The following is a 24,519-nucleotide window of genomic DNA, read 5'->3' as shown; positions in this document are numbered from 1 at the left end:
GCTTATGCGCCGCACCCTGCCTCAGTCTCCGCCCGCAATTCGGAGGAAGCTCATGGATCTCAAAGGCAAAGTCGCCCTCGTCACCGGTGGCAACGGCGGGCTCGGCCAGCGCATCTGCCACGCGCTGGCACGCGAAGGCGTCAACCTGGCGTTGATGTATGCGCGCAGCAAAGACCAAGCCGAAGACGTCGCCGGCGCGATCGCCAAGGAGCATGGGGTCAAAACCGCAGCCTACGGCTGCGACATCACGGACGAGACGGCGGTGAGCAAGCTCGTCGCCGACGTGTCGCGGGATTTCGGAACGCTCGATATCCTGGTCAACGACGCTGCCTACAACAAATCGATCGGGTTTCAGGATCTCGATGGGCTGACGCAACCCGAGTGGGACAAGATCATCGCGGTGAACCTCACGGGGCCTATGCGGCTGACCAAAGCAGTCGCGCCGGTGATGAAGCGTCAAGGCTCGGGCCGTATCGTCAATATCGCGTCCGTCGCCGGGCTGACGCCGACCGGATCTTCAATCGCTTACGCGGTGTCGAAGGCCGGGCTCATCCATCTGACCCGCTGCATGGCGGTCGCGCTCGCGCCCGAGACGCTGGTCAATTGCGTCGCGCCGGGATTGCTCGAAGGCACCCGCGCCACCGCCAATCTCAAGGCCGAGCAGATCGAACGCTCCGCGTCATCGTCGCTGCTGAAGAAAGCGGCCGACAAGGACGACTGCGCCGACATGGTCGTCACTATGTGCCGCACCGAGACGATGACCGGCCAGACGATCGTCATCGATGCGGGGCGTGTGTTTCATTAGCTACTTAATCCCCGGCGTGCCGTCGAATTTGCGATCGAGGCCGTCCCAGCAATCGAGGTAATCGTCCTGCAGCGTTTCGAGTTCGGCGGCGAACTTCGTCAGCTGCTGCGGAAAGCGCGTCTCGAACATGAAGGCCATCGTGCTCTCGAGCTTTACGGGTTTAAGTTCGACGTTCGAGGCTTTCTCGAAGCCCATCGCGTCGGGACCGTGCGGCAGCATCATGTTGTGCAGGCTCATTCCGCCCGGCACGAAACCCTTCTCCTTCGCGTCGTACTGGCCGTGGATGAGGCCCATGAACTCGCTCATGATGTTGCGGTGATACCAGGGCGGGCGGAACGTGTGTTCGGCCACCATCCAGCGCGGCGGGAAGATCACGAAGTCGACATTCGCGGTGCCCTCCTCGCCTGATGGCGCGGTCATCACGGTGAAAATCGACGGATCCGGATGGTCGAACAGAATCGCTCCGACCGGCGAGAAGGTGCGCAGATCGTATTTGTACGGCGCGTAGTTACCGTGCCACGCAACAACGTCGAGCGGCGAATGGCCGATCTCGGTGACGTAAAACTTTCCGCACCACTTCACGGTGACGCGGCATTTCGTTTCCTTGTCTTCGTAAGCGGCGACCGGCGTCTTGAAGTCGCGCGGATTGGCGAGACAATTCGCGCCGATCGGCCCGCGATCCGGCAGCGTAAATTTCGCCCCGTAGTTCTCGCAGATATAGCCGCGCCAGACATCGCCCTCGCCAAGCCGCGAGACCTTGAACATCATGCCGCGCGGCACGACGCAGATTTCGAGCGGCTCGACATCCATGATGCCCATCTCGGTGAAGACGCGCAGTGTGCCGACTTGCGGCACGATCAAGAGTTCGCCGTCGGCGTTGAAGAAGTAATCGTCGTCCATGTCCTGATTGAACGTGTAGACGTGCGCCGCCATTCCGACTTGCGTTTGCGCGTCTCCCGCCGTCGTCATCGTGCGGATGCCGGCGATGAAATTCTGCTTCTTCTTCGGCGCCGGCACCGGGTCCCAGCGCAACTGGCCAAGCGGCAACGAGTGATCGTCGAGGCACGGCGCTGATTTCCACTCCGCGTATTTCGCATTCGAGAAGCGACGCGTGTGGCGCACGCTCGGCCGGATACGGTAAAGCCACGAGCGCTCGTTGGTGCCGCGCGGCGCCGTGAAGGGCGAGCCTGAAAGCTGCTCGGCATAGAGGCCGTAATTGCATTTTTGCGGCGAGTTCTGGCCCTGCGGCAGCGCGCCCGGCAGCGACTCCGTCTCGAAATCGTTGCCGAAGCCCGGCATGTATTGAGGCGTGTTGGGCGTCGCGGTTTTCGCGGCCACCGGCTTCTTATCGACTTTCGTCAGCATCGGAAAAACCTCCCGGTCGATTAGTTACAGCCGTAACCATCGATTATGTAACTATCAAGCCGCGTTGACGGCGCTGCCTTTTGCGACGATTGAAGCTGTTAGCCCAACGATAATCCGAAAAACGAAAAGGGAAAACGTCCGAAATGCCCGATCATCAGTCCGCAATCATCGTCGATCTCGATAAACGCGAAGGCGGTACGGTCGCGCGCGTGACGATCGACAATGCGCGCAAGCTCAACACGCTCAATCCGCCGCTGATGGAGGCCTTCGTCGAGAAAGTCTCGGGTCTCATCGCCGTGAAGGATCTGCGCGCCGTCGTTCTGACCGGCGCCGGTGACAAAGCGTTCATCGGCGGCGCCGATATCAACGTGATGGCGGGCCTCGACAAGAACGGCGCGCGTGCCTTCATCACGCAGGTTCATCTCACCTGCGATGTATTACGCAAGCTGCCCGTGCCGGTGATTGGCCGCGTCAACGGTTATGCACTCGGTGCCGGAATGGAAGTGGTGGCGGCGTGCGATCTGCGCGTCGCATCGAGCAATGCGGTGTTCGGTATGCCGGAGGTGAAAGTCGGCATTCCGTCTGTCGTGGAAGCTGCTCTGCTACCGGGGCTGATCGGCTGGGGCCGCACGCGCGAGGCGCTGTTGCTCGGCGAGAACTTCGGCGCCGAGACAGCGCTGTCGTGGGGTTTGGTCGAGCGCGTCGTCACACCGCAAGAGCTCGACGCCACGGTCGAGGGCTGGATCGCATCGATCTTCAAGGCCGGGCCGAATGCGGTGCGGCTGCAGAAAGAACTGATCGCGCGCTGGGAGGGCTTGCCGATGCGTGACGCGATCGCGGCCGGCGTCGACAGTTTCGCGGAAGCTTTCGACAGCGAGGAGCCGCAGCGCATGCTTGGTTCGTTCGCGAAACGCTCGCGCTAAAAAACAAAAGGCGCCCCGAGGGGCGCCTTTTTGCCTTCGACACGGCGTACGCTTTTACTCGCTGCCGCGGCCGAATTCGCAGCCCGGCAGAGCATACTGATAACGCACCATGCCGAGGCGATCCTGGCGCAAAGTCGGTTTACAGGCCGTAACCCAACGCTTGTCGCGCTCGGCAGCCTCGCGGCGCTCGTCGTCGTTCGCCGGTCCCGGCACCTGAATGATGTTGGCGAGGCTCGTGCCCGGAACGCCCGGCTGGACACTCTCGGTGCAACCGCTTCGATCGCACTGCGTCCGCACCGTCCACTGCGCATGAGCGAACGACCCGGAAGCCAGCACGATGCCCGCAGCCACAGCCGCGGCACCAAAATGCTTGGTCAGATTGCTAAATGCCATCGTCATCTCCGGTCTTCTGTTCGGAGTGAACAAGGCAAACAAACTGCCAACGCGAGCGTCCGATATCGATACGGATTTGACTCAAAATGAAACGATCGGCGTCCAGTCCCCAGCTTTGGTTGCGGGCAAATCCCGGTTTGAGCCGCAATTCACGAGGATCGGTGCCTCGGTACGGTAGCAAACCCTCAATCTGACGGACGGCTATTCGGCTTTGATACCGGCAAGTTTTACCACCTTGCCCCACTTTTCGACCTCGTCCGCCATGAGCTTGCCGTAGGCCGCCGGCGCCATCGGCATGGGCGCGACTCCGAGTTCGCCGTAGCGGCTCTTCAGCGAGGCATCTTCGAGACCCGCGACGAGCGCCTGATTGACCCTCTCGACGATCGCCGCCGGAGTGCCCTTCGGCGCGCTGAGACCCACCCAGGAGCTAGCATCGAATCCCTGTACGGTGTCGCCGATCGGCGGAACGTCCGGCAGGCTTTCGAAGCGCTTCGCGGTCGAGACGCCGATCGCGCGGATTTTGCCATCGCGGATCAGCGGCAGGCCCGCGCTCGGCGTACAGAACATGCCCTGCACCTGTCCCGCGATGATGTCCGGCAGCGCGGCCGCTTCGCCGCGATACGGGATATGCGTGTAGGCCACGCCCGTCATTGTCTTGAATAATTCGCCAGTGAGATGGCTCGACGTCCCGGAGCCGAACGAGCCGATGTTCACTTTGCCGGGATTGGCCTTCGTGTAAGCGATGAATTCCGCGATCGTTTTCACCGGCAGCGACGGGCTGATCACGAGGATCAGCGGATAGCTGACGACACCGCCGATCGGCACAGTGTCGTTGACGATGTTGAACGGCAAATTCGGATAATAAGTCGCGTTCACGGCATTCGAGGCCGTCGAGGCGAGCAGCGTATAGCCGTCGCCTTGCGACGCGATTGCGGCCTGCGCGGCGATGTTCGAGCCTGCGCCAGTGCGGTTTTCGACGACGAATGGCTGACCCAGCTTTTGCCCCAGCCACTCCACCGCGATGCGGGTGCAAACATCAGTCGCACCGCCTGCCGCGAAGCCGACCATCACCTTCACGGGACGCGCCGGATAAGTTTGCGCGAACGCATTGCGCACGAAAATAGGGGCAGCCAGTGTTCCGGCACTCAATTGCAGAAAGCGGCGGCGATTGGAGAGATGCGTCATTCTTGTCCCCTATGCTGCTGATGCGATGTCAGACAGACGTCATTTTCTTGCTAGTATGAACGATCGCGCCGCCTCCCGGCAAATCGGACACCAGAATGAACCCTGATATAAAACTACGCCCGCTCGAACGCGAAGATCTGATGTTCGTGCATCGGCTGAATAACATCGACAGCGTCATGCGCTACTGGTTCGAGGAGCCGTACGAGTCATTCGCGGAACTCTCGCAGCTCTACGAGCGCAACATCCATAATCAGACCGAACGGCGTTTCATCATCGCCAACGAGAAGGGCGATGCAGCCGGTCTCGTCGAGCTGGTCGAGATCAACCACCTGCATCGCTCGTGCGAATTCCAGATCGCGGTCGATCCGCGCTTCCAGGGCCACGGTTATGCAACGCGCGCAACCAACATCGCGATCGACTATGCCTTCAAGGTGTTGAACATCCACAAGCTCTATCTGCATGTCGACAAGGATAACACGCATGCTGTCGACATTTACGAGAGCTGCGGCTTCCGGCCCGAAGGCATGTTGAAAGACGAGTTTTTCGTCAACGGCCGCTATCGCGACGTCGTGCGCATGTGCCTGTTCCAGCCGGAATATCTCGCGCGCAGCGGCGCGGGTGCCGTCACCGAGCCGGTGCTGAAATCGTGACAGCAACTCTTTCGGTCTTGGCCGGCGGCGCAATGCGCGCGCCGCTGAACGCAATCGCCGCGCGCTATCGCGAAGTGGCGGGCGTTGCCGTCGCTTATCACTTCGGCACCACGCCGGAGCTGATCGCTCTCGCATTGTCCGATCAGCGCTTCGATCTCGGTGTCGTGCCGCAAGATGTGCTGAAAAATGCGGACGCGCTCGCGACTTTCGCGACCGACACGATCACAGACGTGGCGTATGTCGGGCTCGGCATCGCGGTGCCGAAGGGCGCGCCGAAGCCGGATATCGGCACAGCGGACGCATTGAAGAAAACGTTGCTCGCCGCGAAGTCGATCGCAGCGATTCCTGAAAGCGCGGCAGGTTACCAAGCCGCTCGCGTCTACGCGACGCTCGGAATTTCTGACGCGATCAATGCCAAGACGGTGGTGAAGAGGGCCCCGCTTGAGATCGTCGCGGCCTTAGCGGCGAGAGAAGCCGAACTCGGCATTTTCTTTTCGAACATCCTGATGTCACCGGACGTCGATTTGCTTGACGGCTTTCCTTCGGAATTGCAGGAATTAGTGGCGTTTCGCTCAGGGCTCTGCGCTCGTACGGAACAGACTGAGCTTGCCGACGCGTTCCTTCGCTTTCTGGCCGACAATGAAGCGCGAGCGATCATTGCTAGCCATGGGATGGCGCCCGCCAACGGTAGCTCAGCGATTAACGAAGCGCTTTAAGGCTTTGTGCGCTCACGCCGTAAGACTAAATTCACCGCCAATCGCTCATAACGGGAAGGCAATCTAGGAAAGAGCGTCCGGTGGGCGAGAACAATAAGAAGACCTCTGCCGCAAGCGGACATTCGTCTGAAGCTGTTTGCCGGTTCATGGGCCTCGATCTGCTGCTCGCACCCGGCGTTCTGGTCCCTCGCGGCGAAACCGAACTGCTGGCCCGTTCGGCAATCGATATCCTGCGGACGCTCGAAGCGCCTTTGGTCGTCGACATGTGCTGCGGCTCTGGCAACCTCGCCGCCGCCATAGCGCACCACTGCCCGAAAGCCCGAGTGTGGGCCGCGGACCTCACCGACGACACGACGGCTTTGGCGCGGCGCAACGTCGAACGCCTCGGCTTATCGGAACGCGTGACCGTGCGGCAGGGCGACCTGTTCGCGTCACTGGCGCAAGATCGGTTGGATGGCACTGTCGACGTCGTGGTCTGCAATCCTCCCTACATCTCGACATCCGCGCTCGAGAGTGAAAAGGCGAGTTTGCTGGATAGTGAGCCACGCGAGGCGTTCGACGGGGGGCCCTACGGCATTTCGATCCTTCAGCGCTTGGTGAAAGAGGCTCTCGGCGTTTTGAAACCCGGTGGCTGGCTGCTGTTCGAATTCGGTGAAGGACAACACAAGCTCGTCGCATCGCTTCTTGCACGCTCGAAAAGCTACGGAGCGATCTCATTCGCAGAAACCGACGGCACGCCGCGTGTGGCGATCGCGAAGCGCCTTGCGGGAGTGCAGACGTGAGCGGCGTTCGCGCTCTCGCGGCGCAAGACATCTCCGCTGTCGCATCGCTATTTCAGCGCGTGTTCCGCAAATCGACGCAGGCAGCGCCGGCGTCTCTCGTCGACTATATCCGCCACTTCTATTTCGATGCGCCCGGTATTGGCGACGGCATTCATTCGCTCGTGCATGTCGACGATGCTGGCCAGGTTTCCGGGTTCATTGGCGTTCACGCTCTGCCGATGACTTGCGAGGGACGACAGTTGCGCGCCGCGATCTGCGGGTCGCTGATGGTGACGGATCCAGAAAAAGATCCTCTCGCGGGCGCGCGCTTGCTGAAAGCGTTCCTCGATGGCCCGCAGGATTTGTCGTTCAGCGAAAGCGCCAACGATATTTCGAACAGACTTTGGACGCGGCTTGGCGGCGCGGTGCTGACGCAGAACAGCCTCGATTGGATTCGCGTGATCCAGCCGGCGAGTTTTGTCCTCGACGTCGGCGCCCATCGTATTCCGTTCGCCAGCGCTTTTCGCGCGATCACGCGCGGTGTCGACACCATCTGGCGCAAGCGGCTCAATCCGAAGAAGCTGAATTGGAGCGCGGTTCCAGTCGGCGGCACGGGGCCGAAAGCGCTGGAAACCCGGGAGATCAACAGCGCTCAATTCGCCGCCCTGCTCCCGGCATTCACGACCGACTACGTGCTCAAGCCGGATTGGGAAACGTGGTGGCTCGATCGCGTGCTTGCCGACGCCGAGAACAAGCCGGAACTCGGCCCATTGGTGCTTGCGACGGTGACAACGCGCAGCGGAATGGAGGTCGGCGCCTTTGCGTATTATGCCAAGGCGGGTGCGATTGGCCGCGTGCTTCAGTTGCTCGCAAAGCCTGGGCAGGCTGGCCCCGTCATCGATTGCTTGATCGATCACGCAGCAGCGCGCGGGCTGAGCGGGCTTCGCGGCCGCCTTCAGCCTTCATTTCTCGATCCCATGATCTTGCGGCGTATCGTCTTTATGCCGAGCGGCGCGACCGTCGTTCACTCGCGCGACGCAGCGCTGTTGAAAGCTGCGATCGCCGGACCGGCATTTCTCAATGGTTTGGCTGGCGAAGAGTGGAGCCGCCTCATCGGCGGCACCTTCGCTTAAGCGCCGACTTCTTCGACCTTCGAGACCAAGCGCGGCCCGAGATGAAGATAACGCGTCGCCTTACGCTTCGCAGCGATATCCGCCCACACGCGCTCGACTTGTTCGGCCGTCAGGCCTGCCGCCATTCCGGTGACATCCGCTGTTAGACCATTGTTGAGACCGTAGAGACAAAGGTCCATGCGGTCGTACGGCAACGAGAAGTAAAACTCCTCCTGCGTCTGAGCGAGCGAATAGGTATCTGTCGTCGGCGGGCGGCGGCGGATTTCATCCGGAATACCGAGATGCTCGGCGAGCGCATAGACCTGCGTCTTGTAGAGATGCGCGATCGGCTTCACGTCGGCAGCGCCATCGCCATTCTTGACGAAGAAGCCCTGATCGTATTCGAGCCGGTTCGGCGTACCGATAACGGCAAAGTTCAACCGATCGCCGTGATAATATTCGATCTGCTTGCGCGTGCGCTGCTTCATGTTCGTCGCTGCGACGATGCCGAGATACACGGCTGGCGGCATCCGCAGCTTCTGCTGCTTGCCTTGCGGGTCCTGTACGACAAGCGACGAGATGTTGAACGCGCTGCCTTCGAGCGAATTCGCAATCACGATCTTGGACGCCCAGCCGTCTCCGTATTCCGGCACGACTTCGCGAATGGCGGCGTCGCGCCGTTCGTAGCAATCCATCGCACGCAACGACGGACCGATATCCTCGACCACTGCCTGAACTCCGAACGTGTCGGCGACGAGACGGCCAAGGCGCAAGCTTTCGGGATCAGAGTCCGCTTCCGGCATGAAGACGCAAAACACGTTCTTCGCACCGACGGCACGCACCGCGAGCGCCAGAGAGACGCTGGAGTCGATGCCGCCCGACAATCCGAGCACCAGACCACGCTTGCGCATGTCGCGCAGCTGTTCGCGTAAGGCCGCCGCGATGCGCTCGATCTCGGCTTCCGCATCGAGCGTCAGCAGCTTCGATGCGTCGACGGCGGCTTTTTGCGAAGCGTGTGCAGTCATTGCGCTACCCTTGCGGCTTCGGCGGCGAGCCGGCGGCTAATCTTGCCCGTGTCGGTCTTCGGCAGTTCGGTGCGGAACGCGATGGACTTCGGCACCATGAAGTCTTCGAGATGACGCGAGCAATGGCGAATGATCTCGCGCTCGCTGAGATTTGGATCGGAGAGGACGACGAATGCCGCAATGGCTTCGCCGAGTACCGGATCAGGTAGGCCGACGACGACGGCCTCCGCGATACCCGGATGCGCGTGCAACACCGCCTCGACTTCCTTCGGTGCAACCTTCTCGCCGCGCGTCTTGATGATGTCGTCCTTGCGGCCGACGAAATAGAGGAAGCCCTCGTCGTCGGTGCGGAAGAGATCGCCGGTGTAGAGCACGCGCTCCCAAGGGTTCGGCCCGGGACGCAGCGCATGGTCGGTCGCTTCCTTGCGGCGCCAATATCCTTGCATAACGTGCGGCCCGCGAATAACGAGTTCGCCGATCTCGCCGGCAGCGACGGGTGTGCCGCTATCGTCGACGACAAAAGCTTCGGTGTTCGGGATCGCGATGCCGACGGAATTCGGGCGCCGATCGAGCTGTTCGGGCGGCAGATACGTGCAGCGTTTGCACTCGGTGAGGCCGTACATCGAATAAAGCCGCACACCTGGAAACAGCTCGCGCAGGCGTTTGATGTGTGCGGCCGGAAGTGCCGCCGCCGTATTGGTCACGTAGCGCAGGCTTGGCAAAAAGCCGGGTTGAAGGTCGCGCATCTGCAGGATCATCGCCGCCATCGTCGGGACCAGCGGAAGACCCGTCACACCTTCGGCGCGGATCACTTCGAAGATCGCCTGCGGGAATGCGAAGCTGCGCTCCAGAACCAACGTCGCGCCGACACGCACCGACATCAGCATCTGGTAGAGGCCGTAGTCGAAGGCAAGCGGCAGCACGTTGAGAATGACGTCGTCGGGCGTGTTCTCGAGATAAGTCGTGATCGAACCCGATGCCGCCTCGCAATTGCGATGCGTCATCATCACGCCCTTCGGCCGCCCGGTCGAACCCGACGTGTAGATCAACATGGCGAGATCCATGTCGATGCCACCGTGCTCGACCTCCCGCACTTCGCTTTCGAAACAATCCTTCAGCGACGATGCACCGCGCGGGCAATGACCCTCCGGCGCATGCGTCGACGCCGTGAAGATATCCGCCTTGCCGTCAAGCGCGGCCGTCACGACGGGCATTAGCTTCGCCTGCGTCAGGATTGCGGACGGCTCGCAGTCCTCAACGATAAACGTAAGCTTGTCAGCCTTCGTCGACTGATTGATCGGGCTGAAGGTGGCGCCTGCTTTGAGAACCCCGAACACCGAAACAACCGCTTCCCAGCAGTTGTCCATGAAGATCAGGACGCGGTCGTTCCGCTTGACGCCGTTGCGCGCGAGCGACGCGGCGAGACGGCTGGAGAGGTCGTCCAGTTCCGCGTAAGTCAAACGCGGGCCGTCCGCCACGATGGCGGTTTTGTCCGCGTATGTCGCGGCGCTGTCGGTGAGGAATTGCTCGATACGCACGGCGGACGCTCGCTGTTTGGGCTTTAAGCCGCGACCGCCCCAACCTTCGACTGAATGAAAGCGTCGATGCGCGCGACCGAATCAAGGTTGGCCGGCACGATGTCCGCATCGCTCACCGCAATGCCGTAGCGCTCTTCGATGAAGGCGACGAGTTCGAGCACAGCGGTCGAGTCGATCACGCCGTTCTCGATCAAGGATGCGTCATCCGCCGGTGCGGACGCGGTGTCGCCGAACAAAAAGCTCTCGACGATGAAGTTGCGGATTTCGTTCTTGGTCATTTCAGTCATTGCTATTCCCGTTTCTTAAGCTGCTTTTTCTTTGTGCCGGTTTTGCTGGACGAAGCTTCGTTGCCACAGTTCTGTCGAGAGAATGCCGACGAAAGCCGCGTTGTCGCGGAAGCCGGAGGTCGGCGCGCGGCACTTCTGGCGCAATTTCGTGACAGCCTTCGGATTGAAGAGGCCGGTCGACGCGACGTTGTCTTCGCTCAAGCAATCGCCGACGTAGCCGAGATCGCCGCGACCGGTGAAAGCCTGGCTGTCCGGTGCGCGATACGGTTGCTTCGGGCGCTCTCGGATATTGGTTGGCAACAGATCGCCCGCAGCTTTGCGGAGGATGTCCTTCTCGGACAAGCCTTTGAGCTTTTGCTCCGGATTGAGTTTCGCGGCGAATTCGACCAATCGATGATCGAGAAACGGAAAGCGGCCCTCGATGCCGTGTGCCATCGCCATGCGATCGCCTTGGCTCGATAGTATGTAGCCGGGCATCAGGAAACGTGTTTCGAGATATTGCGCCTGATTGAGCGGATGCCATGTCGTGAAAGCCCGCGGCAAGCGACTGGCGAGGTCTTCCGCTGCATCGTAGCCCTTCAGCGTGTCGCGCAAGGCTTCCGAGTAGAACACCTTCGCGCCGGACGTCGCTTTGAAGCGCGGGCGATGCGAAAATAGCGGATCGTTGAGCGTTGCATCGCCGACGCCGAAGAACGCCGCGAGATACTCGACCGACTGCTGCTGCAAGCCCGGCAGATAAGGATATAGTTTGCGGAACAGATGCGGCCGCATGCGCGAGCCCGGCTGGCGCGCGCAGAAACGGCGCACGCGGGCTTCCTTGAAGAGATCGTAGCCGGCAAAGACCTCGTCTGCGCCCTCGCCCGTTAGCACGACTTTGATGCCGGAGTCGCGCACGAGGCCGGACAAGCTGTAGAGCGGCGCCGGGGCCGTGCGAATGATCGGGCGCTCCGCGTGACGGATCACGTCCGGAAATACGCGCGCGATGTCGCCATCGCGGCATGCGACCGTACGGTGCTCACTGCCGATCGCCGCGGCCATTTCCTGCTGGAACGCGCTTTCGTCATGCTCGGGACTATCGAAGCTCACCGAGAATGTCTTGAGACTTTCCGGCGTCATGCGAGCCGCAATTGCAGAGACAAGCGAAGAGTCGAGACCGCCCGACAAGAACGACCCGACCGGGACATCGGCCCGCATGCGGATTCTGACGGCATCCGTCAGCAACTCGCGCAGCTCCTCGACGGAGTTGCTTTCATCGGCCGGACGCGCATCCGCGGCAGGAAACTCCAAGCTCCAATACGGCCGGATCGTGGTCCTGCCGTTTTCCACGAGCATCACGCTCGCGGGTTCAAGCTCATTGATGCCGACGAAAGCCGTGCGCGGCGCGATCGGCGCCCACAGCGTGAAGACCTGATCGAGTGCGATGGGATCGAGTTCGGCGGTGACGCCCGGCGCATCGAGCAGCGCCTTGATCTCCGAGGCGAAGTAGAGTGTGCCGCCCTTCTGCGTGTAGAACAACGGACGCACGCCCATGCGATCACGCGCCAGCATCATGCGATGCCGGCGCGCATCCCAAATCGCGAAAGCGAAATCGCCGTTGAGGCGCGACAGGCAGTCTTCGCCCATCTCGTCGTAAAGATGCAGGATGACTTCGGTGTCGCTCGACGTGCGGAAGCTGCGGCCCTTAGCGCGTAGCTCATCGCGCAGTTCGACATAGTTGAAAATCTCGCCGTTGAAGGCAATCGTCAGCGATCCGGACGCATCCGACATCGGCTGCTGGCCGTCCGCGAGGCCGACGATCGAGAGACGCGCGTGGCCTAAGCCGGCCTCAGGTGAAACGAAAATACCCTGCTCGTCCGGCCCACGATGCGCGATTGAACCAACCATACGCCGCAACAGCGCATCGGGCTCTCGCACAGGTCCGAAATAGCCGGCAAATCCGCACACGCGCGTGAACTTTCGACGAAGAGTTGCTTTCGTGACGAATGTACAAAATCACGGGAAAGCAACCGTTTACCGGGTTCAATATCGTTTGTGCGCGGTAAAGGTTACGTTGGTTAAAAGCCCTGAAGACCATGAGCTCGATTAACACTCTATTTACCATCGAAGACTCGGCCAAATGGGCCCTGCGCATGTCCCAGCGCGTAAACCTACTGTTTTTGGGAGCGCGAGATGCGATGAGGTATCCGCTTGGTCTGCCCATTCATAGACTGACAAGCCGATACCCGACACCCGGCTCGGTGACGATGTACGTCGGATTCGCGGCATCGTCGCCGATCTTGTCGCGAATGTGCTGGACCGCGATGCGCAAGTAGTGCGTGTCGTCCGCATGCGCCGGGCCCCACACGGTGGTCAGCAGCTGCTTGTGGGTGACGAGCCGTCCGGCGTGGCGCGCCATCAAGGCCAGCACATCGTATTCCTTCCGGGTGAGTTTGATCTCCGTCTCGCCACGCGAGACGCGCCGGGCCGCGAGGTCGATCGTGAGGTCGCCTGCGGTCAGCGTCGCGCGCTCCTGCTCGCGTCCCTTCCGGCTACGGAGAAGGGCGCGGAGGCGCGCCATCAGTTCGCCGGTCGCGAACGGCTTGGTGACGTAGTCGTCCGCGCCGGCATCGAGCGCCGCGATTTTCTCGGCTTCGGAGTCTCGCACCGACAGGATCAGGATCGGCACGGCCGACCACTCGCGAATGGCCGCGATGACGGCCTTGCCGTCCATATCCGGCAGGCCGAGATCGAGCACCACGATGTCGGGCGACGATGTTGCGGCCTTCTCCACGCCTTCACGTCCGCGAGCGGCTTCCTCGACCGAAAAATCGCCGCTGCCGAGCGCGATCTTGAGGAAGCGCCGGATCGGCGCCTCGTCCTCGATCACAAGAACCCTGTGTGTCGGTTCAGCCATCTGTCTCATCCGCGGGGCGCGAAGGTGCAACCGGCAAGCGCATGACGACGGACGTACCGCGACCGCTCGGCCCGGTCTCGATATGCACGCTGCCACCGTGCGCTTCAATCAGCCCCTTCACGATCGAGAGGCCCAACCCCGTGCCGGCCGGCGCGCCGTCGCCCTTGGCGGCGCGGTAGAACAGATCGAAGACCTTCTCGCGGTCCGCTTCCGCGATGCCCGGACCTTCGTCCGAAATCGCGAGATTGACGAAACCGCCTTGCACAGTCGCGACGATCGCGATTTCGCTCCCGATCGGCGCATATTTGGCGGCGTTTTCGAGCACGTTGGCGATGGCTTGTCCCAAAAGCACTGGATCGGCGGCGACCTGCGGCAGATCGCGCGGCATGTTGATCAGGATCGAATGCTCGGCCGTGACGCGGGCGAGATCGGCGCGCACGCGGCCGACCACCTCGCGGAGATCGATCGGCGTCAAGCGCGGGGCGAGCGCGCCATGGCCGAGGCGTGTCATATCGAGCAAATTCTGTACGTAACGATCGAGGCGGCGCGCCTCGTCGAGCGCCATACCGATAAGCTCTTCCTGCTCGGCGGGTTTGAGCTTGTCGAGATTGCCGGAGAGGCCCGTCATCGCGCCGATCACCGAGACGAGCGGCGTGCGCAGATCGTGGCTCACCGAGTTGAGCAGCGCGGCGCGCAGCTTCTCGCTCTCGGCGCGCACGCGCGCATTCTCGACATCGGCGATCAGTGTGAAACGCTCGAGCGCGACTGTGACTTGATCTTCCACTGCAAAGAGTAGCCGCTTGCGTTCCGGATCGAGCTTCTTGGAGTCAAGGAACTGCACGCCGATGACGCCGAGCACCGCGCGCGTCGTCGCGAGTGGAACGAACAACCATTCGGATGTCGGCAGCGTCGTCGTGCCGGCACCCGTGGTCTCGTTCTTCTCGTAGGCCCAGCGCGCGGCGCCTTCCGCGCGCGCATCGAGGTCCTCGATCGACGGATGTCCTTGCACTTGTTCGAGCGCGCCGACCGCATTCGGCATCAGGATCAACGAGCGACAGTTGAGCGCGGTCGCGATATGCACGGCGCCCGCCCACAAGACATCGTCGGCCTTCGTCGCGGTCGCGATCTTGCGGGCGAAATCGTAAAGCGTCTCGGTGCGCCGCTGTGCGGACCGCATGCTGTCGACTTGCGCCTTGAGCCTGCTCGCCAGCGTACCGGTGAACAGCGCGCTGATGAGGAACACCAGCAGCGCGACGATCGACTCGTATTGTTCGACCGAGAACGAATAATACGGTGTCGTGAAGAAGAAGTTGTAGGTGAGAAAGCCGATCCCGCTGGCCGCCAGCGCCGCGACCAAGCCGTGGCGGAACGCGATGGCGGAAACAGCAAGCAAATAGACTACCGCGATCGACGCGACGGGGACATACTGCCAGAACGGCCAGGCGATCGCGGTGGCCGCCGCCATGGCGAGGATCGTTTCGCCGCCGATCAAACCCCAGTCACGCCACGCAGGCGTTTCGATCGCGATCTGCGTCGGCCGTGGGCGCACCGCCGTGTGGCCCAGCACAGTAACTTCGAAATCGCCCGCGCGGTCGATCAAGCTGTCGCTGACCGCCTCGCGCAGATAGCCGAAGGGCCAGCGCCGCCGTGGCCGGCCGACGACCAACCGCGTCACGTTGCGCGCACGCGCGAAGGTGAGGAGTTCGCCGACCGCGTCGGATTCCGCATGTAGCGTTTCGGTCTCGGCGCCGAGCGTTTCGGCAAGCCGCATCGCTTCGATCACGACATCGCGCGCGGCGGCGCCGAGCGCCTCGTGGCGCGGCGTCACCACGGTCGCGACGATCCACGGGATCTTGGCGCGCTCCGCCATGCGCTTGCCGGCACGCACCAGCGCGTTGGCGTTCGGCGACTCGTTCACGCAGACGAGCAGGCGATCTTCGGTCGGCCACGGGCCGCGCACCGCATTCGCCTGCATGTAGGTGAGCATGTCGGCGTCGACGCGGCTTGCCGCCGTGCGAAGCGCGAGTTCGCGCAGCGCCGTCAGGTTGCCTTTGCTGAAGAAATTATCGAGTGCGCGGCCGATCTGCTGCGGCACATAGACCTTGCCCTCGCGCAGCCGGTTGAGCAGTTCCTCGGGCGGCAGATCGATCAGCTCGATCGTGTCGGCCTGTTGCAGCACCGCGTCCGGCACGGTTTCCTGCACGCGCACGCCGGTGATACGCGCGACGACGTCGTTGAGGCTCTCGATATGCTGGACATTCAATGTGGTGACGACATCGATGCCCGCATCGAGAACTTCGAGCACGTCCTGCCATCGCTTTGGATGGCGCGCGCCGGGGACGTTCGTGTGCGCGAATTCGTCGATCAGCGCGAGACCGGGTTTGCGCGCCAGCAGCGCGTCGAGATCGAGTTCGGGGAGCGATTGGTTGCGATAGTCGATGACCTTGCGTGGAAGCTGCTCGAGCGTGCTGAGCAGGTTCGCAGTCTCGGCGCGACCGTGGGTTTCGACCAGCGCGACGACGACATCGACGCCGGCGCGTTGGCGCGCACGCGCTTCCTCGAGCATCGCGAAGGTCTTGCCGACACCGGGCGACGCGCCGAGGAAGACCTTGAGCTTGCCACGGCCGGCTCCGCGCTCTGCATCGAGCAGAGCCTCCGGTTGCGGGCGGTCGAGGTCGGTTGTCATTCAGGTATTTTAGGGCCGCGCAGCGTCGAGCGCGAGATTCAAAGCAAGAACGTTAACACGCTGCGCACCGATGATGCCGAACGTGCGGCCGAGCGCGTTTTGCTCAATCAGCGCGCGAACGCGCTCGACGGCAAGACCGCGCGCCTTGGCAACCCGCTCGGCCTGCGCCGCTGCGGCCGCGGGAGAGATGTGCGGGTCGAGGCCGGAGCCGGACGCCGTGACGATGTCGGCAGGTGCTGGGCCGTTGCCATAGGCCGCCGCGCGCTCTCGGATACTGTCGACCAACGCCTTGGATGTCGGCGCGAGGTTCGAGCCGCTCGACGAGGCGGCGTTGTAAGGCGCGTCGACTGTTTTCGATGCATCGTTCAGGTCGGCCGTCGTGGTCGCCGACGGGCGGCCGTGAAAATAACGGTCGCCCGAGAAGCTCTGGCCGATCAATTCGGAGCCGATGGTTTTTCCGTCACGGACGGTCAGCGATCCGTTCGCCTGGTATGGCAGCGCGCCTTGCGCGATGCCCGTAATGGCAAGCGGATAGGCAAGGCCGGTCAGCAGCGTGAGCGTGACGGTCAGCGTGATGGCGGGGCGTAGCAGTGACATGGGTGTTCTCCCTCAGGCGAGGCGTAGAAAGTCGACGACGATGTCGATGAGTTTGATGCCGACGAACGGCACGATCAGACCGCCGATGCCGTAGATGGCGAGATTGCGCGACAGCAATGCGGCGGCCGAGGCCGGCACATACCGCACGCCCTTCAGCGCGATCGGGATCAGCGCGACGATAACGAGCGCGTTGAAGATGATCGCGGACAGGATCGCGGATTGCGGCGTGCCGAGCCGCATGATGTCGAGCACGGCAAGACCAGGATACGCCGTCACGAACAATGCCGGCAGGATCGCGAAATATTTCGCAACGTCGTTGGCGATCGAGAATGTCGTCAACGCGCCGCGCGAGATCAGCAGTTGCTTGCCGACCAGCACGATCTCGATCAGCTTCGTCGGGTCGCTGTCGAGGTCGATGAGGTTGCCGGCTTCCTTCGCGGCCGGTGTGCCCGAGTTCATCGCGACGCCGACATCGGCTTGCGCCAGCGCCGGCGCGTCGTTCGAGCCGTCGCCGCACATCGCGACGAGGCGGCCCTCGGCTTGTTCCTTGCGGATCAGCTCGAGCTTGCGCTCAGGCGTTGCCTCGGCGAGAAAATCGTCGACGCCGGCTTCCGCCGCAATGGCAGCGGCGGTGAGCGGATTGTCACCCGTGATCATCACGGTGCGGATGCCCATGCGGCGCAGCTCGGCGAAACGCTCGCGAATGCCGGGTTTGACGATGTCTTTCAGGTGAACGACGCCGAGCACACGCTTGTCGCGCGCGACGACCAAAGGCGTGCCGCCCGACATCGCAATCTTGCGCACGATCGCATCGAGCGCCGCATCGGCTTTGCCGCCGACATAGCGCAGGATCGCGTCGGACGCGCCCTTGCGGATTTCCGAGCCGCCCGGCAGATCGGCGCCGGACATGCGTGTCTGCGCCGTGAAGGGAAGGAAGGTGATCCCGTCACGCGTCTGCGCGGCGACCGAATAGTTGCGCTGGCCGAGGTCGACGATCGATTTGCCTTCCGGCGTGTCGTCGGCAAGCGATGCCAGCACGGCGGCTTCCGCGAGTTCGCGTTCGCCGACACCCGGCAGCGCCTCGAATGCATCCGCCATGCGGTTGCCGAACGTGATCGTGCCGGTCTTGTCGAGCAGCAGCACATCTATATCGCCGGCCGCTTCGACGGCACGGCCGGATTTCGCGATGACGTTGGCTTTGACGAGCCGGTCCATGCCGGCGATGCCGATGGCCGACAGCAGGCCGCCGATCGTGGTCGGGATCAGCGTCACGAACAGCGCCGCGAGATAGATCACCGGGATGTCGGTCGATGTCCACGACGCGAAGATCGGCAGCGTGACGACGACGAACAGAAACACGAGCGTCAGGCCGGCGAGAAGAATATCGAGCGCGATCTCGTTCGGCGTCTTGTGACGCTTGGCGCCCTCGACGAGCGCGATCATGCGGTCGAGAAAGGTTTCGCCTTGCTTCGCCGTCACCTTCACGACGAGCCAGTCGGAGACGAGGCGCGTGCCGCCGGTCACCGACGAGCGGTCGCCACCGGACTCGCGGATCACCGGCGCGCTTTCGCCCGTGATCGCACTTTCGTCGACGGACGCAACACCCTCGATGATCTCGCCGTCGGTCGGAACCGTGTCACCGACCTCGACCAGAATCATGTCACCAACCTCGACTTCGTCGAGATCCTTGAGTTCGAAAAGCTCGCGCCGCGCCGGATCGATCAGCACCTTTGCGCGCGCATTCGACTTCGTGGCGCGGAAAGCGTCGGCGCGGGCTTTGCCACGGCCTTCCGCGACTGCTTCGGCGAAATTCGCGAACAGCACCGTGAACCAGAGCCAGATCGCGACCTGAAGGCCGACGAAGGCATTCGGTGCGCCATGCGCGAGATCGCGCAGCGCGAGGATACTCGCCAGCACCGCGACCAGCGCGGTGACGAAGATCACCGGGTTGCGCACAAGCCCGCGCGGATCGAGCTTGCGGAAGGATTGCAGCGCCGCCGTGCGCAAGATTGCCGCGTCGAACAGGCCGATTTCGGACGTTGCAGATTTGCTCGTTGTTACTGTCTTCGTTGTTGACTGGCTCATGAGAGCACCTTTCAGAACACTTTGCCGGCGAGCATCGAGACGTGCTCGGCAATCGGACCCAGGGCGAGGACGGGCAGGAATGTCAGCGCGCCGACGATCAGGATCGTGACCACAAGCAGCACGACGAAAACGATGCCGTGGGTCGGGAACGTGCCGGCCGATGCGGCTGCGGTCTTCTTGCCCGCGAGCGAGCCCGCGATGGCGAGGATCGGGATGATGTAGCCGAAGCGGCCGAGCATCATCGAGATGCCGAGAAACACATTGTGCCAGCCGACATTCGCATTGAAGCCCGCAAAGGCGGAGCCGTTGTTGCCGGTCGCCGACGAGTACGCATAGAGCAGCTCCGACAGGCCGTGCGGCCCGGCGTCCTGCACGGACGACTGTGCGGTGCCGACCAAGATCGCGAGTCCGCACAGCACCAGCACGCCGATCGGCATGATCATCAGCGTCAACGCGGCGAGCTTGACCTCACGCGCTTCGATTTTTTTGCCGAGATATTCCGGCGTGCGTCCGACCATAAGTCCGGCGAGGAACACCGTCAGGATGACGAACAGCAACATGCCGGTGAGGCCGACGCCGGCGCCGCCGTAAACGACCTCGCCGAGCTGGATATTCAGCATCGCGATGAGACCGCCGAGCGGCGTCAGGCTGTCATGCATCGCGTTGACGGAGCCGTTCGACGCGGCAGTCGTCGAGACCGCCCACAGCACTGAACCGATGATGCCGAAGCGCACCTCCTTGCCCTCCATGCTGCCACCGGCGGGATCCGCATAGGCCGCAATCGAAGGGTTGCCATAGCGCTCGGCCGCGTAAAGGCCGGTAAAAGCGATAACGATCAGCACGCCCATGGCGGCGAACAGCGCGATGCCTTGGCGCGTGTCGCGCACCATCCGGCCGTAGGTGAAGCAGAAGGCGACCGGGATGATCAGGATCGCGATCATCGTGATCAAGTTCGAGATCGCGGTGGGGTTTTCGAACGGATGCGCCGAGTTGGCGTTGAAGAAGCCGCCGCCGTTGGTGCCAAGCTGCTTGATGGCGATCTGACTCGCGACCGGGCCGAGCGCAATCGTCTGTTTTGCGCCTTCGAGCGTCGTTGCATCGGCCGACGCCGCAAGCGTCTGCGGCGAGCCGAACCAGACCATCGCGATCGCGAGAATGATCGACAGCGGCAGCAGCACGTAGAGCGTTGCGCGCACGAGATCGACCCAGAAGTTACCGATCGTGCGTTGCTGGCGGCTCGCAAGACCGCGCGCGACGGCGGCCGCCACCGCCATGCCGCTCGCCGCCGAAACGAAGTTCTGCGTCGTCAGGCCGGCCATTTGGCTGAAATGCGAGAGCGTCGACTCGCCGCCGTAGGATTGCCAGTTCGTGTTGGTGACGAATGAGATCGCGGTGTTGAAGGCGAGATGCGCCGACATGCCGTCGAAGCCCTGCGGGTTCAACGGCAGAAGATTTTGGTAGCGCAGGATAACGAAGAGCAGCGCGAAACCGGCGGCGTTGAAGGCGATCAGCGAAAGCGCATAGCGCGTCCAGTGCTGCCCCTCTCCCGTGTTGACGCCGGCGGGTCCGAGCAACGCGCGTTCAACGGGCGCAAGAAACGTCATGTCGCCCGTAAAGACGCGCGCCATATAGAGACCGAGCGGGATCGCGAGCGCGACCAGAAGCGCCGCGAAGAGCGCGGCCTGGGTGAGATCGTTGATCATGAACGGAGCTTTCAGAAACGCTCAGGACGCAGCAGCGCGACGAAGAGATAGACGAGCGCGCCGAGCGAGAAGGCGAGGGCCAAAGCGAGATCGAACATCATGGCGCGCCTCAAACGCGTTCGGCGCCGCGGACGGCGGCGGCGGCGAGAGCAAAGGCGGCAAGCCCGCCCGCGAAGAAGAGGATGTCGGTGAGCATGGGAGTCTTCCTTGTTGGTTGAAGGAAGACGTGGGGCTCATGGCCGTAAAGGCGCTATCTCGAAAACGGCGGGCGGCCGTAAAGGCAGCGTAAAGTGGCTGAGCCACGTCGCTAGACTAGGAGCGATTTACGACAGACCCGTTATCGTTCAACAAGATAGATGGTGCTGCCAGAGAGGATTGAACTCTCGACCTCTCCCTTACCAAGGGAGTGCTCTACCACTGAGCTACGGCAGCATATCGGGGCGCCGGGCCGCATGCGGGCTTGAGGTCGCCGAGACGGCGCGATGCTTGCCACAAGGCGGAGAATGGCGCAAGCACGAGGCGAGATTTCGTGGCACGAGTTTCCGGTGGCGGACGATCGACTAAAACGCGAGCGGCAAGAACGGCTTGAGAAGGCCTTGCGGGTCAATCTGCAGCGCCGAAAAGCGCAAGCGCGCGGTCGCCGTGACAGCGACAAAACCAGCGAAAGCGATGCCGATCCGCCACAGGGTGGCGAAAAGGCCTGACTTTTGCTGCGTTGGCGCGGCTGGAGGCTGGTTCGATCCCGCCTTTCGCCGTATTCGAACGGCGCTTGGGGCCTTGGGTTACGGAGCGCCGCTGATTCCGGCCGCTCCGGTATGTTGACGCAGGCATTTCTTTTACGCGCGGGCCGGTATCCACTCGCGTGCAAGAAGTGCACAGATTCGGGGACCTTATGGATCGCATTCGCATCACGGGCGGCGCTCAGCTCAACGGCACTATCCCGATCTCCGGCGCAAAGAACGCCGCCTTGCCGCTGATGATCGCGGCTTTGCTGTCCGACCAGCCGCTGATCCTGGAAAACGTGCCCCGCCTCGCCGACGTGGTGCAGCTCCAGCGCATTCTCGGCAACCATGGCGTCGACATCACGACGGCGGGCAAGCGCGCCGGCCAGAAGGGCCACGGCGAAACGCTGCAGATTTCTGCGTCGCATATCGTCGACACCACGGCGCCCTACGAGCTGGTCTCGAAGATGCGCGCCAGTTTCTGGGTCATCGCGCCCCTTCTCGCCCGCATGGGTGAGGCGCGCGTCTCGCTGCCGGGCGGCTGCGCGATCGGCACGCGGCCGGTCGATCTGCTCATCATGGCGCTCGAAAAACTCGGCGCCGAACTCGAGATCGACGCCGGCTACGTCATCGCGCGCGCGCCGAAAGGTCTCCGCGGCGGCGAGATCAATTTCCCAAAGGTCACGGTGTCCGGCACGCATACGGCGCTGATGGCGGCGACGCTCGCGCATGGCACGACGGTGATCGACAACGCGGCACGCGAGCCGGAAGTCGTCGATCTCGCCGACTGCCTCAACAAGATGGGCGCCAAGATTTCCGGTGCCGGCACCTCGCGCATCGTCATCGACGGTGTTTCGCGTCTGCACGGCGCGCATCACACCGTGCTGCCGGATCGCATCGAGACCGGCACTTACGCGATGGCGGCCGCGATGGCGGGCGGCGATGTGATGCTGCAAGGCGCGCGGTCCGAGCTTCTGCAAACGGGCCTCGACACGCTGGTGCAAGCCGGCGCGAAGATTACGACCACCAACGAAGGTATCCGCGTTCAGCGTAACGGCGCCGGCATCGCGCCCGTCACGGTGACGACCGAACCGTTCCCGGGCTTCCCGACGGATCTGCAGGCGCAGCTGATGGCGCTGATGACGCGCGCGGGTGGCCAGTCGCGCATCACGGAGACGATCTTCGAGAACCGCTTCATGCACGTGCAGGAGCTCGCCCGCTTCGGCGCGCAGATCCGGCTCGACGGCGATGCGGCGATCATCGACGGCGTGCCGCAGCTCAAGGGAGCGCCCGTGATGGCGACCGACCTGCGCGCTTCGGTGTCACTGGTTATCGCAGCGCTCGCGGCCGAAGGCGAAACGATCGTGCACCGCGTGTATCACCTCGATCGCGGCTTCGAGCGGCTGGAAGAGAAGCTCTCGGCCTGCGGCGCGCATGTCGAGCGGCTGAGCAGCTGAACCAACATTCTCAGTCGTCATGGCCCGCTTCATGCGGGCCATCCACGCCTTACTCTCTTGCGAACTCAACCCAGTCGTGGATGGCCCGGACAAGCCGGGCCATGACGGAAGACTAATGCGTCTCACAAGTCCAACGCATTGCCCCAGCTTTTGCGGCGCGCGCTTTTATAAGTCTCGCCTTCGCGGCGGGTGACTAAACGCTCGCGCGCCTCGCCGTCGCTCTCGCAAAGTTTCAACGCGACCTTGCCACTGCCCGCACGTGGCGAGCTCAGAATGCGCGCCTTCGGCAAATGCATCGGCGCGCGCGAGACTGCGACATACGAATATTTCTCGTCCTCGTACGGCGCGTCGCCGCCCTTAGCGAGACGATGGATGCGCGAGCGCGGCAAACGCTCGGCGAAGTGACACCAGTCCGGCTCCTTGATCGGGCATTCGCTCGTATGCGGGCACGGCGCGACGATGTGCGCGCCGGCTTCAAGCAACCGATCGCGGGCGCGCAAGATGCGCTGCCAACCGGCGGGCCGCCCCGGCTCGACGATCACGAGGACACGGGCCGTATGACGCCACAACTCGGCAACAAGACGATCGCGTTGCGTGTCATCTAGCTCGTCGAGCACGAATGACAACGTCACGAGATCGAAAGTCCCAGCGGCGCCGAGCGCGGCGGAAAAATTGCGCGCCTCCCATGTCGTCGCAACGTCGAGCGATGCGGCAAATCGCTCGCCGTATCCACGCATGACGGGCGAGCCTTCGACCAGCGTCGCTTCTCTCAACGACGGCCAGCAATCGGCCGCGGCCCAGAGAAGTGTCCCGGGCCCCGCACCAACATCGAGCAATGTCTGTGGCGTGAAATCGGGATGCTCATCTGCGACGACCCCGAGCGCTGCGCGCGCCGCCGCATACGTCGCCGGCAACCGAGTCGCGAGATACGCTTTCGCTGCCAGTTCATCCAAAACATGGAAGCGGCCGTCGCGGATCTCGGCGCGGTAGCGGCGTGAGAGTTCAGTACTCGCGGCGGCAAGCTCGGTCAGCAACGCGCCTTCGAGCGCTGCGTCAACGGCCTGGCGGAGTGCGGTGGGGAGTTCCATCGCGCATCAGGTAACGCGGATCGCACCGATGAGCAAAATTTGCGCGATCGGCGCACGTCCGTAAGATGCCGTGCAAGGAGATAAAAATGAAACTCGAGGGCGGATGTTATTGCGGCGAGCTTCGGTATATCGCTGAGGGCGAGCCGATGATGAGGGCGCAATGCCACTGCCGCCAATGCCAATACATCTCGGGCGGCTCGATGAACCTCTTCATGCGCATGCCGGTCGACGGCTTCCGCTACACAGCCGGGACGCCGAAGCAGTTCGCGCGCAAAGACCTCGAAAAGCCGGTGACGCGGGAATTTTGCCCGACCTGCGGCACCCATATCCTGACACGCCGGCCGGGCGTCGCGGCGGTGATCCTCAAAGTCGGCACTCTGGACGAACCGGCAGCCTATGGCGGGCCGGAGATCGCGGTTTTCACCATCGACAAGCAGCCGTACCACCACATCGACGCCGGCCTCAAAACGTTCGATCGCCTGCCGCCGCCGACCTGAGGTGGCGGCCTTGTTTTCCGCAACCGTTGCG

Annotated in this window: 23 protein-coding genes and 1 tRNA gene; 9 read left to right on the top strand and 15 right to left on the bottom strand. The window is 62.8% G+C overall.

Features of this window, described 5'->3' with window-relative positions:
* Positions 1 to 52 precede the first annotated feature (52 nt).
* Entirely contained in the window at positions 53 to 805 is a 753-nt protein-coding gene (locus GJW30_RS05020) for an SDR family NAD(P)-dependent oxidoreductase (protein WP_157746691.1), read from the top strand.
* On the opposite strand, the gene hmgA is transcribed toward GJW30_RS05020, so the two are convergent.
* Positions 806 to 2,170: a homogentisate 1,2-dioxygenase gene (gene hmgA / locus GJW30_RS05015; protein ID WP_096352449.1), complete on the bottom strand. Its 1,365-nt coding sequence runs from the start codon at positions 2,168 to 2,170 to the stop codon at positions 806 to 808.
* Positions 2,171 to 2,313: 143 nt separating this feature from the next.
* Between hmgA and GJW30_RS05010 the strand changes: the two genes are divergently transcribed.
* Positions 2,314 to 3,093, top strand: coding sequence for an enoyl-CoA hydratase (locus GJW30_RS05010; RefSeq protein WP_096352446.1), 780 nt, complete (start codon positions 2,314 to 2,316; stop codon positions 3,091 to 3,093).
* Between the two features lie 54 nt (positions 3,094 to 3,147).
* Here the strand turns inward: GJW30_RS05010 and GJW30_RS05005 are convergent, their stop codons facing one another.
* Positions 3,148 to 3,486: a hypothetical protein gene (locus tag GJW30_RS05005; protein WP_130364755.1), complete on the bottom strand. Its 339-nt coding sequence runs from the start codon at positions 3,484 to 3,486 to the stop codon at positions 3,148 to 3,150.
* A 201-nt stretch (positions 3,487 to 3,687) separates the two neighbouring features.
* Positions 3,688 to 4,671 (bottom strand): Bug family tripartite tricarboxylate transporter substrate binding protein, encoded by a 984-nt coding sequence (locus GJW30_RS05000; RefSeq protein WP_096352440.1) that lies wholly within the window; start codon positions 4,669 to 4,671, stop codon positions 3,688 to 3,690.
* A 95-nt stretch (positions 4,672 to 4,766) separates the two neighbouring features.
* On the opposite strand from GJW30_RS05000, the gene speG reads away from it, so the two are divergent.
* The 4 genes from speG (at position 4,767) to GJW30_RS04980 (ending at position 7,931) form a co-directional block, all read left to right on the top strand.
* Entirely contained in the window at positions 4,767 to 5,321 is a 555-nt protein-coding gene (speG, locus tag GJW30_RS04995; protein WP_096352437.1) for a spermidine N1-acetyltransferase, read from the top strand.
* Positions 5,318 to 6,037: a substrate-binding domain-containing protein gene (locus GJW30_RS04990; protein ID WP_130364753.1), complete on the top strand. Its 720-nt coding sequence runs from the start codon at positions 5,318 to 5,320 to the stop codon at positions 6,035 to 6,037. Before speG ends, GJW30_RS04990 begins: the two co-directional genes overlap by 4 nt.
* A gap of 146 nt (positions 6,038 to 6,183) precedes the next feature.
* Positions 6,184 to 6,819, top strand: coding sequence for a N5-glutamine methyltransferase family protein (locus GJW30_RS04985; RefSeq protein WP_096352431.1), 636 nt, complete (start codon positions 6,184 to 6,186; stop codon positions 6,817 to 6,819).
* Positions 6,816 to 7,931 carry a hypothetical protein gene (locus GJW30_RS04980; RefSeq protein ID WP_096352427.1) on the top strand — a complete coding sequence of 372 codons (1,116 nt, stop codon included), beginning with the start codon at positions 6,816 to 6,818 and terminating at the stop codon, positions 7,929 to 7,931. Before GJW30_RS04985 ends, GJW30_RS04980 begins: the two co-directional genes overlap by 4 nt.
* On the opposite strand, the gene nadE is transcribed toward GJW30_RS04980, so the two are convergent.
* From nadE to GJW30_RS04925, 11 genes are all read right to left on the bottom strand, one after another.
* Positions 7,928 to 8,935 (bottom strand): NAD(+) synthase, encoded by a 1,008-nt coding sequence (gene nadE / locus GJW30_RS04975; RefSeq protein ID WP_096352424.1) that lies wholly within the window; start codon positions 8,933 to 8,935, stop codon positions 7,928 to 7,930. The genes GJW30_RS04980 and nadE overlap by 4 nt on opposite strands.
* Positions 8,932 to 10,473: a class I adenylate-forming enzyme family protein gene (locus GJW30_RS04970; protein ID WP_096352422.1), complete on the bottom strand. Its 1,542-nt coding sequence runs from the start codon at positions 10,471 to 10,473 to the stop codon at positions 8,932 to 8,934. Before GJW30_RS04970 ends, nadE begins: the two co-directional genes overlap by 4 nt.
* A 23-nt stretch (positions 10,474 to 10,496) precedes the next feature.
* The gene (locus GJW30_RS04965; protein WP_096352419.1) at positions 10,497 to 10,760 is read right to left on the bottom strand and encodes an acyl carrier protein; all 264 of its coding nucleotides are present in this window, start codon (positions 10,758 to 10,760) and stop codon (positions 10,497 to 10,499) included.
* 15 nt (positions 10,761 to 10,775) lie between these two features.
* Positions 10,776 to 12,704, bottom strand: a complete 1,929-nt coding sequence (gene asnB, locus GJW30_RS04960) for an asparagine synthase (glutamine-hydrolyzing) (RefSeq protein WP_096352416.1) — start codon at positions 12,702 to 12,704, stop codon at positions 10,776 to 10,778.
* A gap of 256 nt (positions 12,705 to 12,960) precedes the next feature.
* Positions 12,961 to 13,653 (bottom strand): response regulator, encoded by a 693-nt coding sequence (locus GJW30_RS04955; RefSeq protein WP_096352413.1) that lies wholly within the window; start codon positions 13,651 to 13,653, stop codon positions 12,961 to 12,963.
* Complete coding sequence (locus tag GJW30_RS04950) at positions 13,646 to 16,339, bottom strand: sensor histidine kinase (RefSeq protein ID WP_096352410.1); 2,694 nt, start codon at positions 16,337 to 16,339, stop codon at positions 13,646 to 13,648. The genes GJW30_RS04955 and GJW30_RS04950 overlap by 8 nt, the downstream gene beginning before the upstream one ends.
* A gap of 9 nt (positions 16,340 to 16,348) precedes the next feature.
* Entirely contained in the window at positions 16,349 to 16,936 is a 588-nt protein-coding gene (kdpC, locus tag GJW30_RS04945; protein WP_096352408.1) for a potassium-transporting ATPase subunit KdpC, read from the bottom strand.
* A gap of 12 nt (positions 16,937 to 16,948) precedes the next feature.
* On the bottom strand, positions 16,949 to 19,021 hold the full coding sequence (gene kdpB / locus GJW30_RS04940) for a potassium-transporting ATPase subunit KdpB (protein WP_096352404.1): 2,073 nt from the start codon (positions 19,019 to 19,021) through the stop codon (positions 16,949 to 16,951).
* Between the two features lie 11 nt (positions 19,022 to 19,032).
* Positions 19,033 to 20,724: a potassium-transporting ATPase subunit KdpA gene (gene kdpA / locus GJW30_RS04935; protein WP_096352401.1), complete on the bottom strand. Its 1,692-nt coding sequence runs from the start codon at positions 20,722 to 20,724 to the stop codon at positions 19,033 to 19,035.
* A gap of 11 nt (positions 20,725 to 20,735) precedes the next feature.
* Positions 20,736 to 20,825 carry a K(+)-transporting ATPase subunit F gene (kdpF, locus tag GJW30_RS04930; protein ID WP_096352398.1) on the bottom strand — a complete coding sequence of 30 codons (90 nt, stop codon included), beginning with the start codon at positions 20,823 to 20,825 and terminating at the stop codon, positions 20,736 to 20,738.
* Positions 20,826 to 21,081: 256 nt separating this feature from the next.
* Positions 21,082 to 21,156 (bottom strand) — tRNA-Thr (locus GJW30_RS04925).
* Between the two features lie 71 nt (positions 21,157 to 21,227).
* On the opposite strand from GJW30_RS04925, the gene GJW30_RS04920 reads away from it, so the two are divergent.
* Positions 21,228 to 21,428, top strand: coding sequence for a hypothetical protein (locus tag GJW30_RS04920; RefSeq protein WP_096352396.1), 201 nt, complete (start codon positions 21,228 to 21,230; stop codon positions 21,426 to 21,428).
* A 188-nt stretch (positions 21,429 to 21,616) separates the two neighbouring features.
* Positions 21,617 to 22,903, top strand: a complete 1,287-nt coding sequence (murA, locus tag GJW30_RS04915) for a UDP-N-acetylglucosamine 1-carboxyvinyltransferase (protein ID WP_096352393.1) — start codon at positions 21,617 to 21,619, stop codon at positions 22,901 to 22,903.
* 122 nt (positions 22,904 to 23,025) lie between these two features.
* On the opposite strand, the gene GJW30_RS04910 is transcribed toward murA, so the two are convergent.
* On the bottom strand, positions 23,026 to 23,991 hold the full coding sequence (locus GJW30_RS04910; protein ID WP_096352390.1) for a small ribosomal subunit Rsm22 family protein: 966 nt from the start codon (positions 23,989 to 23,991) through the stop codon (positions 23,026 to 23,028).
* Between the two features lie 86 nt (positions 23,992 to 24,077).
* Here GJW30_RS04910 and GJW30_RS04905 point away from each other — a divergent pair, with 86 nt between their 5' ends.
* On the top strand, positions 24,078 to 24,488 hold the full coding sequence (locus GJW30_RS04905; RefSeq protein ID WP_096358662.1) for a GFA family protein: 411 nt from the start codon (positions 24,078 to 24,080) through the stop codon (positions 24,486 to 24,488).
* Positions 24,489 to 24,519: the final 31 nt, after the last annotated feature.

This window comes from Variibacter gotjawalensis, assembly GCF_002355335.1.
GTDB lineage: Bacteria > Pseudomonadota > Alphaproteobacteria > Rhizobiales > Xanthobacteraceae > Variibacter > Variibacter gotjawalensis.
The sequence above is the reverse complement of the archived record's forward strand: the minus strand, read 5'-3'. Positions and strand labels throughout refer to the sequence as shown.

Coding starts and splice junctions, on each gene's coding strand:
- GJW30_RS05020 (WP_157746691.1), top strand. CDS start 53: ATGGATCTCAAAGGCAAAGTCGCCCTCGTCACCGGTGGCAACGGCGGG.
- hmgA (WP_096352449.1), bottom strand. CDS start 2,170: ATGCTGACGAAAGTCGATAAGAAGCCGGTGGCCGCGAAAACCGCGACG.
- GJW30_RS05010 (WP_096352446.1), top strand. CDS start 2,314: ATGCCCGATCATCAGTCCGCAATCATCGTCGATCTCGATAAACGCGAA.
- GJW30_RS05005 (WP_130364755.1), bottom strand. CDS start 3,486: ATGGCATTTAGCAATCTGACCAAGCATTTTGGTGCCGCGGCTGTGGCT.
- GJW30_RS05000 (WP_096352440.1), bottom strand. CDS start 4,671: ATGACGCATCTCTCCAATCGCCGCCGCTTTCTGCAATTGAGTGCCGGA.
- speG (WP_096352437.1), top strand. CDS start 4,767: ATGAACCCTGATATAAAACTACGCCCGCTCGAACGCGAAGATCTGATG.
- GJW30_RS04985 (WP_096352431.1), top strand. CDS start 6,184: ATGGGCCTCGATCTGCTGCTCGCACCCGGCGTTCTGGTCCCTCGCGGC.
- nadE (WP_096352424.1), bottom strand. CDS start 8,935: ATGACTGCACACGCTTCGCAAAAAGCCGCCGTCGACGCATCGAAGCTG.
- GJW30_RS04965 (WP_096352419.1), bottom strand. CDS start 10,760: ATGACTGAAATGACCAAGAACGAAATCCGCAACTTCATCGTCGAGAGC.
- GJW30_RS04955 (WP_096352413.1), bottom strand. CDS start 13,653: ATGGCTGAACCGACACACAGGGTTCTTGTGATCGAGGACGAGGCGCCG.
- GJW30_RS04950 (WP_096352410.1), bottom strand. CDS start 16,339: ATGACAACCGACCTCGACCGCCCGCAACCGGAGGCTCTGCTCGATGCA.
- kdpC (WP_096352408.1), bottom strand. CDS start 16,936: ATGTCACTGCTACGCCCCGCCATCACGCTGACCGTCACGCTCACGCTG.
- kdpB (WP_096352404.1), bottom strand. CDS start 19,021: ATGAGCCAGTCAACAACGAAGACAGTAACAACGAGCAAATCTGCAACG.
- kdpA (WP_096352401.1), bottom strand. CDS start 20,724: ATGATCAACGATCTCACCCAGGCCGCGCTCTTCGCGGCGCTTCTGGTC.
- kdpF (WP_096352398.1), bottom strand. CDS start 20,825: ATGATGTTCGATCTCGCTTTGGCCCTCGCCTTCTCGCTCGGCGCGCTC.
- GJW30_RS04920 (WP_096352396.1), top strand. CDS start 21,228: ATGGCGCAAGCACGAGGCGAGATTTCGTGGCACGAGTTTCCGGTGGCG.
- murA (WP_096352393.1), top strand. CDS start 21,617: ATGGATCGCATTCGCATCACGGGCGGCGCTCAGCTCAACGGCACTATC.
- GJW30_RS04910 (WP_096352390.1), bottom strand. CDS start 23,991: ATGGAACTCCCCACCGCACTCCGCCAGGCCGTTGACGCAGCGCTCGAA.
- GJW30_RS04905 (WP_096358662.1), top strand. CDS start 24,078: ATGAAACTCGAGGGCGGATGTTATTGCGGCGAGCTTCGGTATATCGCT.